This window comes from Stenotrophomonas sp. Sm6012, assembly GCF_030985895.1.
GTDB lineage: Bacteria > Pseudomonadota > Gammaproteobacteria > Xanthomonadales > Xanthomonadaceae > Stenotrophomonas > Stenotrophomonas forensis.
On sequence record NZ_JAPTFX010000190.1, the window covers coordinates 1 to 7,090 of the forward strand.

The 7,090-nt window shown below is 65.1% G+C and carries 6 protein-coding genes; 4 read left to right on the forward strand and 2 right to left on the reverse strand.

Features of this window, described 5'->3' with window-relative positions; translation table 11 throughout:
- The first annotated feature begins 109 nt into the window (after positions 1-109).
- Positions 110-331 carry a hypothetical protein gene (locus O0J73_RS20660; RefSeq protein WP_308309524.1) on the forward strand — a complete coding sequence of 74 codons (222 nt, stop codon included), beginning with the start codon at positions 110-112 and terminating at the stop codon, positions 329-331.
- Between the two features lie 112 nt (positions 332-443).
- Here O0J73_RS20660 and O0J73_RS20665 read toward each other — a convergent pair whose 3' ends face one another.
- A complete protein-coding gene (locus tag O0J73_RS20665) occupies positions 444-2,054 on the reverse strand; it encodes an MASE1 domain-containing protein (protein WP_006429168.1) in 1,611 nt (536 codons plus the stop codon).
- Positions 2,055-2,266: 212 nt separating this feature from the next.
- A complete protein-coding gene (locus tag O0J73_RS20670) occupies positions 2,267-3,544 on the reverse strand; it encodes an FAD-binding oxidoreductase (protein WP_308309525.1) in 1,278 nt (425 codons plus the stop codon).
- 161 nt (positions 3,545-3,705) lie between these two features.
- Between O0J73_RS20670 and O0J73_RS20675 the strand changes: the two genes are divergently transcribed.
- The 3 genes from O0J73_RS20675 (at position 3,706) to O0J73_RS20685 (ending at position 7,058) form a co-directional block, all read left to right on the forward strand.
- Positions 3,706-4,467: a gamma-glutamyl-gamma-aminobutyrate hydrolase family protein gene (locus O0J73_RS20675; RefSeq protein WP_308309526.1), complete on the forward strand. Its 762-nt coding sequence runs from the start codon at positions 3,706-3,708 to the stop codon at positions 4,465-4,467.
- Positions 4,464-5,858 (forward strand): glutamine synthetase family protein, encoded by a 1,395-nt coding sequence (locus O0J73_RS20680; RefSeq protein WP_006429229.1) that lies wholly within the window; start codon positions 4,464-4,466, stop codon positions 5,856-5,858. The genes O0J73_RS20675 and O0J73_RS20680 overlap by 4 nt, the downstream gene beginning before the upstream one ends.
- A 90-nt stretch (positions 5,859-5,948) precedes the next feature.
- Complete coding sequence (locus O0J73_RS20685; RefSeq protein WP_006429232.1) at positions 5,949-7,058, forward strand: polyamine ABC transporter substrate-binding protein; 1,110 nt, start codon at positions 5,949-5,951, stop codon at positions 7,056-7,058.
- The last annotated feature ends 32 nt before the right edge of the window (positions 7,059-7,090 follow it).

The following is a 7,090-nucleotide window of genomic DNA, read 5'->3' on the forward strand; positions in this document are numbered from 1 at the left end:
TTGCTGTTGCCCATAAACACCTCGGTCATTGCCATCAATTATGGCAACCGGATGTCTACGAAAGGCTGGCCGGTCCAGATTCCAGCGTGACGGCATCACCTATTTGCAGGTGAACGACCTCCTCGGAAACGTGCAGCTGATCATCGGCAACGCAGGGGGGGCATACTGGGTGCTGCCGGCAGGCGACAATCTGGCTAAGGTTTCGCTGCCCCAGCAGAAAATCCAGATACCGGCAGGCGCCAGCCGCTCGCAGATCTACAGCGGCAGTGATTTTTCACTGGTGCGTTATCGTAGTGGCGGCGAGGTCATCTGGTCGGTTGAAACACCGTAAAGACGCTGAAGTGCGCAGCGGTGTGGGGATATCCCGCGCCGCTGCACTTGCCGCGATGAACGCGGTTAGAGGGTGATTGCGGTAAGGGCTGCCCTTTGGCGGGCATCGGCCATCAGGTTTGGGTCTGCGAGTTTCCCTGTCCCGAGGCCGTTACGTGATCCATAGCGTTGAATGATGCAATGCCGATGGCAGCGGAGTCACCCGTTTCCATCATCGCCATCCGTATCCGATTCCGATGGCACTGCACTGTTCCGCCATAGGCAATCGTCCGGCCAGCCAAGCGCTCGACCGTGGCGGTGCAAGTGGACGGTGACAGGCTGCGGTACGAATCCAGGAGTGCGACCGTCATCAGGATGCCGCGGCGTTCTCCTCTCCTGCCACAACGCACGCGGATGCTGATCTGACCTGATTCACTGTTGATCAACAGTGAAACGGCATCGGTGAGAGCGCGATAGGCGGCAAGCTGCAGGCCGACGCTGAGCTGACAGGGATCACCGAGCAAGCAAGGGCGCATCACGCGATGACTCAGATCCCAGCTTTTACGTACGCCGCCGGCCTGTAGGGCGACGTAGAGCCCAAGATGTTCCAATGCGGCGGGGTAGACCATGCTGGTCTGTTCACGGAACTGTCGTGAATGGACCGAAGCCATATGCAGGAGACTGTTCGCTATCGTGGGATGGCCCTGTGCATTGAGCCAATTCACCACCTCGCTGAGCGATGTGTCGATGCCGTCCCCCAGCTTCCTCAGGTGTCGCGCGCGCTCACGGAGATCAAGCTCGCTTGCCACCAGTGAATTGCGCGCGTGCTTGAGCGCATCTCTTTCACCCACTTCGCCCAATCTCGAACGGTGGTAGTAGTGGGTAATGCGCGACCCCAGCACCAGCAGTGCAGCGCCGGTGACCGCCATGATCTGCTGGGTCGCGAACGCGGCTGGATCGAACGCACCGGTATAGGGGCTTGGTGTGGTCAGACCAATGATCAAGTTGAGCGACGGTACGCCGATCGCCGCACCTCTCCAGCCATACAGGCAGGTGAGCACGACGACCGGCAGCGCCATCAGCAGCTGCATCGACGTCTTGGCGTTGGCTTCGTCCAGCGGGAGCTGTGCGGCATACAGGCCAATCATCGTCATCAACGTCAGTGCAGCGAGTGCAGGCGGAGTGAAGCCTGATGTCCAACGGGCGTTGCCGGTCCGGCGTGTCCACAGCAACGCAAGCGGTGCAAGCGTCAGTATGCCAATGAAGTCGCCAACGACCAGGCGCGCGATGCTGGCAAGCACCGGCATATCCGGTGGTGTCGGCCACAGAAGGTGTGCCAACATCAGATTGAGCGCCGTGACCACCAGCGCCGATGCCGCCGCAACTGAAATCAGCCACGCGTTCTTCGTGGTGACCATCATCTTCCGGTGCAGATGCACGATCAGCATCACTGCAGGCATCAGTAGCGCCGAACCAAGCACTATCCAGGCCAGCCCATACTTCTCGATCATTGGCACGCGCATCTGCGCAAAGTAGGCGTATTCGCCGAGCAGCAGGTACGGCCACCAGCGAGGGGGGAACAACAGCACTGCAGCCACGCGGACGCCGGCGGGCAGGTAGAACTGGTCGAGCGACAACTGGCGAGACGCCCAGCACGCGATGGCATACAACAGCGCAAGCGCTAGCCCCGCCGGGCGGATACGCAACTTCAACTGCAGACCTTCATTCCACCAGTTCAATCGCACTTCTCCCTCTAGCACGTTCCCTGTCAGTATCCATTCGCCGCGGGACCCGGTTCTGGGGGACGGTATCGGCATGCATTAGATAATGCAATTGACGATGCGATCTGCCGATCAAATGAGAATTCCGTCACGCCTTCTGTATAAGTGTCTTTCACATGCTGTAGAGGATCAGGAGTTGCCGGTTCTTCGGAATCTTTCCGTGCCAGCTCACTGTTTCACCACAACGCGTCCCGCAGTTTGTACCACGACATCGCCGCCACCAGCAGCGGCATCCGCAGCAGGCGCCCGCCGGGGAAGGGCGCATGCCGCAGGCGCTGGAACACGTCCAGCCGCTCGCTCTGGCCGGCGATGGCGGCGGCAATCACCTCGCCAGCCAGCCCGGCGGCGGCCACGCCATGCCCCGAGAACCCTTGCGCGAAATACAGGTTGCCATCCAGCCGGCCCCAGTGCGGGGCGCGGTTGCGGGTGATGTCCACGTAGCCGCCCCAGACCTGCTCCACCGGCACGTCGGCCAGCTGCGGGAACACCTGGTGCATGCGCCGCTGCATCACCCCGTGCAGCCCGGGCGGGGGCAGGGCCGAATAACTGGCGCGGCCGCCGAACAGCAGGCGGTGATCGTGGCTGAGGCGGAAATAGTCCAGTGCCCAGGCGGTGTCGGCCACGGCCATGTTGTTACCGATCAGGGCGCGGGCGCGCTGCGCACCCAGTGGCGCGCTGGCACCGATATAGGTGCCGACCGGCATGATCCGCCGTTCCAGCTCGGGCAGCAGGCCCTGCAGCCAGGCGTTGCCGGCCACCACCAGGTGCGCGGCGCGCACGCTGCCCTGCGCCGTGTGCAGCGCGGGTTGGGAGCCACGCTGGATGCGCACCACGGGCGAATCCTCGTGGATGACCACCCCGGCCGCGCGTGCTGCATCGGCCAGGCCGCGTGCATAGGCCAGCGGCTGAAGGTGCGCGCTGAGCGGGTCGAACATTGCGGCACGGTAGCGCGGGCTGTCCAGCTGCGCATGCAGGGAGTCACGGTCCCACCACTGCATGGGGTAGTCGTAGTGGCGCTGCAGGTGTTCACAGTTGGCGCGCAGATCACGCTCGTGACGCTCGCGGATGGCGACGCTGGCGTGGCCTTCCACCCAGTGGCAGTCGATGCCATGGCGATCGATGCGCATGCGCATCGCCTGCACGGCATCGCGCGACCAGTCGAACAGGCGGCGGGCATCGTCGCGGCCGAGCTGGCGCTCCAGCTCATCCACCTCGCAGCCGTAGCCAACCAGCGCTTGCCCGCCGTTGCGCCCGGAGGCGCCCCAGCCGATCCGCTGTGCTTCCAGCAGGACCACGCGCTGGCCACGCGCCGCCAGTTCCAGCGCCGCGGTCAGGCCGGTATAGCCGGCGCCAAGCACGGCCACATCGGCCTGCGCATCGCCCCGCAGCGCGGGCAGCGCGGGTGGTTCGGGCAGGCTGGCTGCGTACCAGCTGGGTGGGAAGGCGGCGCTCACTGCAGGCCTCGCGCTTGCGGCGCAGACGGTCGGAGTGGGGGAGGGTGATCGGTGTTCACCCGTGTAGTTTCGCCGATGGATGACGGCCATGGTGTGACGGTGATGACTTGCCGCGTTCGTCGGCCGGCGGGTAACGTGTCCCCACGCCAAGGAGTTTTCCCATGCGCCGGCTGCCCTGGGTGGGCCTGCCCACCGACAGTACCGTGCTCGGCCATCACCGTTTCGCGATGGCCGGCGAGAAGTACGTGCGCGCGCTGGCCGAGGCGGCCGACGTCACCCCTCTGGTGTTGCCGAGCCTGCAGCCGCCGTTGCCGGCCAGTGACTGGCTGCAGGGGCTGGATGGCCTGCTGTTGACCGGTGCGGTCAGCAACATCGAACCACAACACTATGAAGGCGGCCGCAGCTGGCCGGGCAACCCGCATGATCCGGCGCGTGATGCCAATGCCTTCGCGCTGCTGCACGGGGCGCTGGCGCTGGACCTGCCGGTGCTGGCGATCTGCCGCGGCTTCCAGGAGTTGAACGTCGCACTGGGCGGCAGCCTGCATCCGCAGGTGCATGCCGTGCCGGGCCTGGATGACCATCGCGAGGACCCGCAGGCGCTGGTGGAGGTGCAGTACGGCCCGGCCCACGCGGTCACGCTGGCAGCCGATGGTTGGCTGGCGCAGTGGCACGAGGGCGAGCGCGTGCAGGTCAATTCGGTGCATGGGCAGGGCATCGCCCGCCTGGCGCAGGGGCTGCAGGTCGAGGCGGTGGCCGACGACGGGCTGGTCGAGGCGGCGCGCAGCCTGCATCATCGATTCGTGCTCGGCGTACAGTGGCACCCGGAGTGGCGTGTCATGCAGGCGCCGTTCTATCACGCTATTTTCCGTGCGTTCGGCCAAGCTTGCCGGCAGCACCAACAGAACCGACTGGATTCCCGATGAGTTCCCGAACGCGCCCGCGCAAGACGGCCACGCCCCCCGCACCGCAGGAAAGCAGCCTGCTGCGCTGGCTGAAGGAGCGGCGGATCACCGAGGTCGAATGCCTGGTGCCGGACATCACCGGCAACGCGCGCGGCAAGATCATTCCCGCCGACAAGTTCTCGCACGACTACGGCACGCGGTTGCCGGAAGGCATCTTCGCCACTACGGTCACCGGCGAGTTCCCCGATGATTACTACGACCTGACCTCGCCGTCGGATTCGGACATGATCCTGCGTCCGGACCCGGACACCGTGCGCATGGTGCCCTGGGCCACCGACCCGACGGCGCAGATCATCCATGACTGCTACACCAAGACCGGCGAACCGCACGAGCTGGCGCCGCGCAACGTGCTGCGCAGGGTGCTGGACGCCTATGCCGAACTGGGCCTGCGCCCGGTCGTGGCACCGGAACTGGAGTTCTTCCTGGTGCAGAAGAACACCGACCCGGATTTCCCGCTGCTGCCCCCGGCGGGCCGCTCGGGGCGTCCGGAAACGGCGCGCCAGTCCTACTCGATCGATGCGGTCAACGAGTTCGACCCGATCCTCGACCTGATGTACGACTACTGCGACGCGATGAAGCTGGACGTCGACACGCTCATCCACGAGTCCGGCGCGGCGCAGCTGGAGGTCAACTTCACCCACGCCAACGCGATGGACCTGGCCGACCAGGTGTTCCTGTTCAAGCGCACCATGCGCGAATCGGCGATGCGCCACGGCGTGTATGCCACGTTCCTGGCCAAGCCGATGGAGAACGAGCCCGGCAGTGCCATGCACATCCACCAGAGCCTGGTGCGGATCAGCGACGGCCAGAACGTGTTCAGTGGCGAGCATGGCGGCGAGGATTTCAGCCCCATGTTCGCCCACTACCTGGCGGGCCTGCAGAAGTATGTGCCGATGGCCATGGCCTTCTTCGCGCCGAACGTGAATTCCTACCGCCGGCTGGTGTTCGGCGAGGTTTCACCAAGCAACGTGCACTGGGGGTTCGACAACCGCACCTGCGGCCTGCGGGTGCCGTTGGATACTCCGGAAAACATGCGCGTCGAAAGCCGTTTTGCCGGTTCCGACGCCAACCCCTACCTGGCCATGGCGGCCACCCTGGCCTGTGGCCTGCTCGGCATCCGTGAGCGCCTTGCGCCGGATGCGCCGGTCAGTGGCAGTGCCAAGGAACTGGGCTACAACCTGCCGCGCTCGCTGGGCGAGGCGCTGGATGGCCTGGAACAGTGCGGCGCGCTGCAGGCGCTGCTGGGCGAGCGTTTCTGCCGGGCCTACATCTCGGTCAAGCGCAAGGAATACGAGACCTTTTTCCGTGTCATCAGCTCGTGGGAACGCGAGTTCCTGCTGCTGAACGTCTGAGCGTCCGCAATAGAAAAATCCGCCGCCGGGGGGTAGGCTGGCACCCGTTGCCGGCTCCGCCGGCCCCCCTTCCGCATTCTGGAGCACCCGATGAAGCTGCGTATCCTCACGCTCGGCCTGGCCTCCGCCATGCTCGCCGCCTGTGGCGGTGGCAAAGGTGGCGCGCAGGACAGCCAGGTCCTGAACGTCTACAACTACAGCGATTACATCGCCGAGGACACCATTCCGACCTTCGAGAAGGAGACCGGGATCAAGGTGACCTACGATGTGTTCGACAGCGATGAGATGGTCGAGACCAAGCTGCTGGCCGGCAACAGCGGCTACGACGTGGTGGTGCCGACCCTGAACTTCTTCGGGCGCCAGATCCAGGCCGGCGTGTTCCTGCCGCTGGACAAGAGCAAGATCCCGAACCTGGCCAACCTCGATCCGGCGGTGATGAAGCGCATCGCCACCCAGGACCCGGGCAACCAGTACGGCGTGCCGTACATGATCGGCACCACCGGCATCGGCTACAACGTGGACATGCTGAAGCAGCGCTTCGGCGGCAGCGCCGACATCGCCAGCAGCTGGGACCTGGTGTTCAAGCCGGAAAACATCAGCAAGATGAAGGACTGCGGCGTGACCATCCTGGACACGCCGGCGGACATGATCCCGATCGCGCTGCACTACCTGGGCCTGGACCCGCACAGCGCCGACCCGGCCGAGCTGCAGAAGGCGGCCGACCTGCTGAAGTCGATCCGTCCGTACGTGCAGAATTTCCACTCCTCGCAGTACGTGGGCTCGCTGGCCAATGGCGGCACCTGCCTGGTGGTCGGCTGGTCGGGTGACATCATCCAGGCCCGCGACCGTGCCGAGGAAGCCAGCAATGGCGTGCACGTGGCCTACTCGATCCCGAAGGAAGGCGCCCCGCAGTGGTTCGACATGCTGGCGATCCCGAAGGACGCCAAGCACCCGGAAGCGGCCTACGCGTTCATCAACTACCTGCTGCAGCCGAAGGTGGCCGCAGCCAACACCAACTTCATCCACTACGCCAACCCGGTGCCGACCGCGACCCCGCTGGTGGACGAGGCGATCCGTACCGATCCGACCATCTACCCGCCGGCCGATGTGGCCGAGAGGATGTTCACCTATTCGATCAACACGCCGGAGACCGACAAGCTCTACACCCGGCTGTGGACCGAGGTGAAGACCGGGCGGTAAGCCGGTCCGGCGGCGCCGGGTCATGCCCGGCG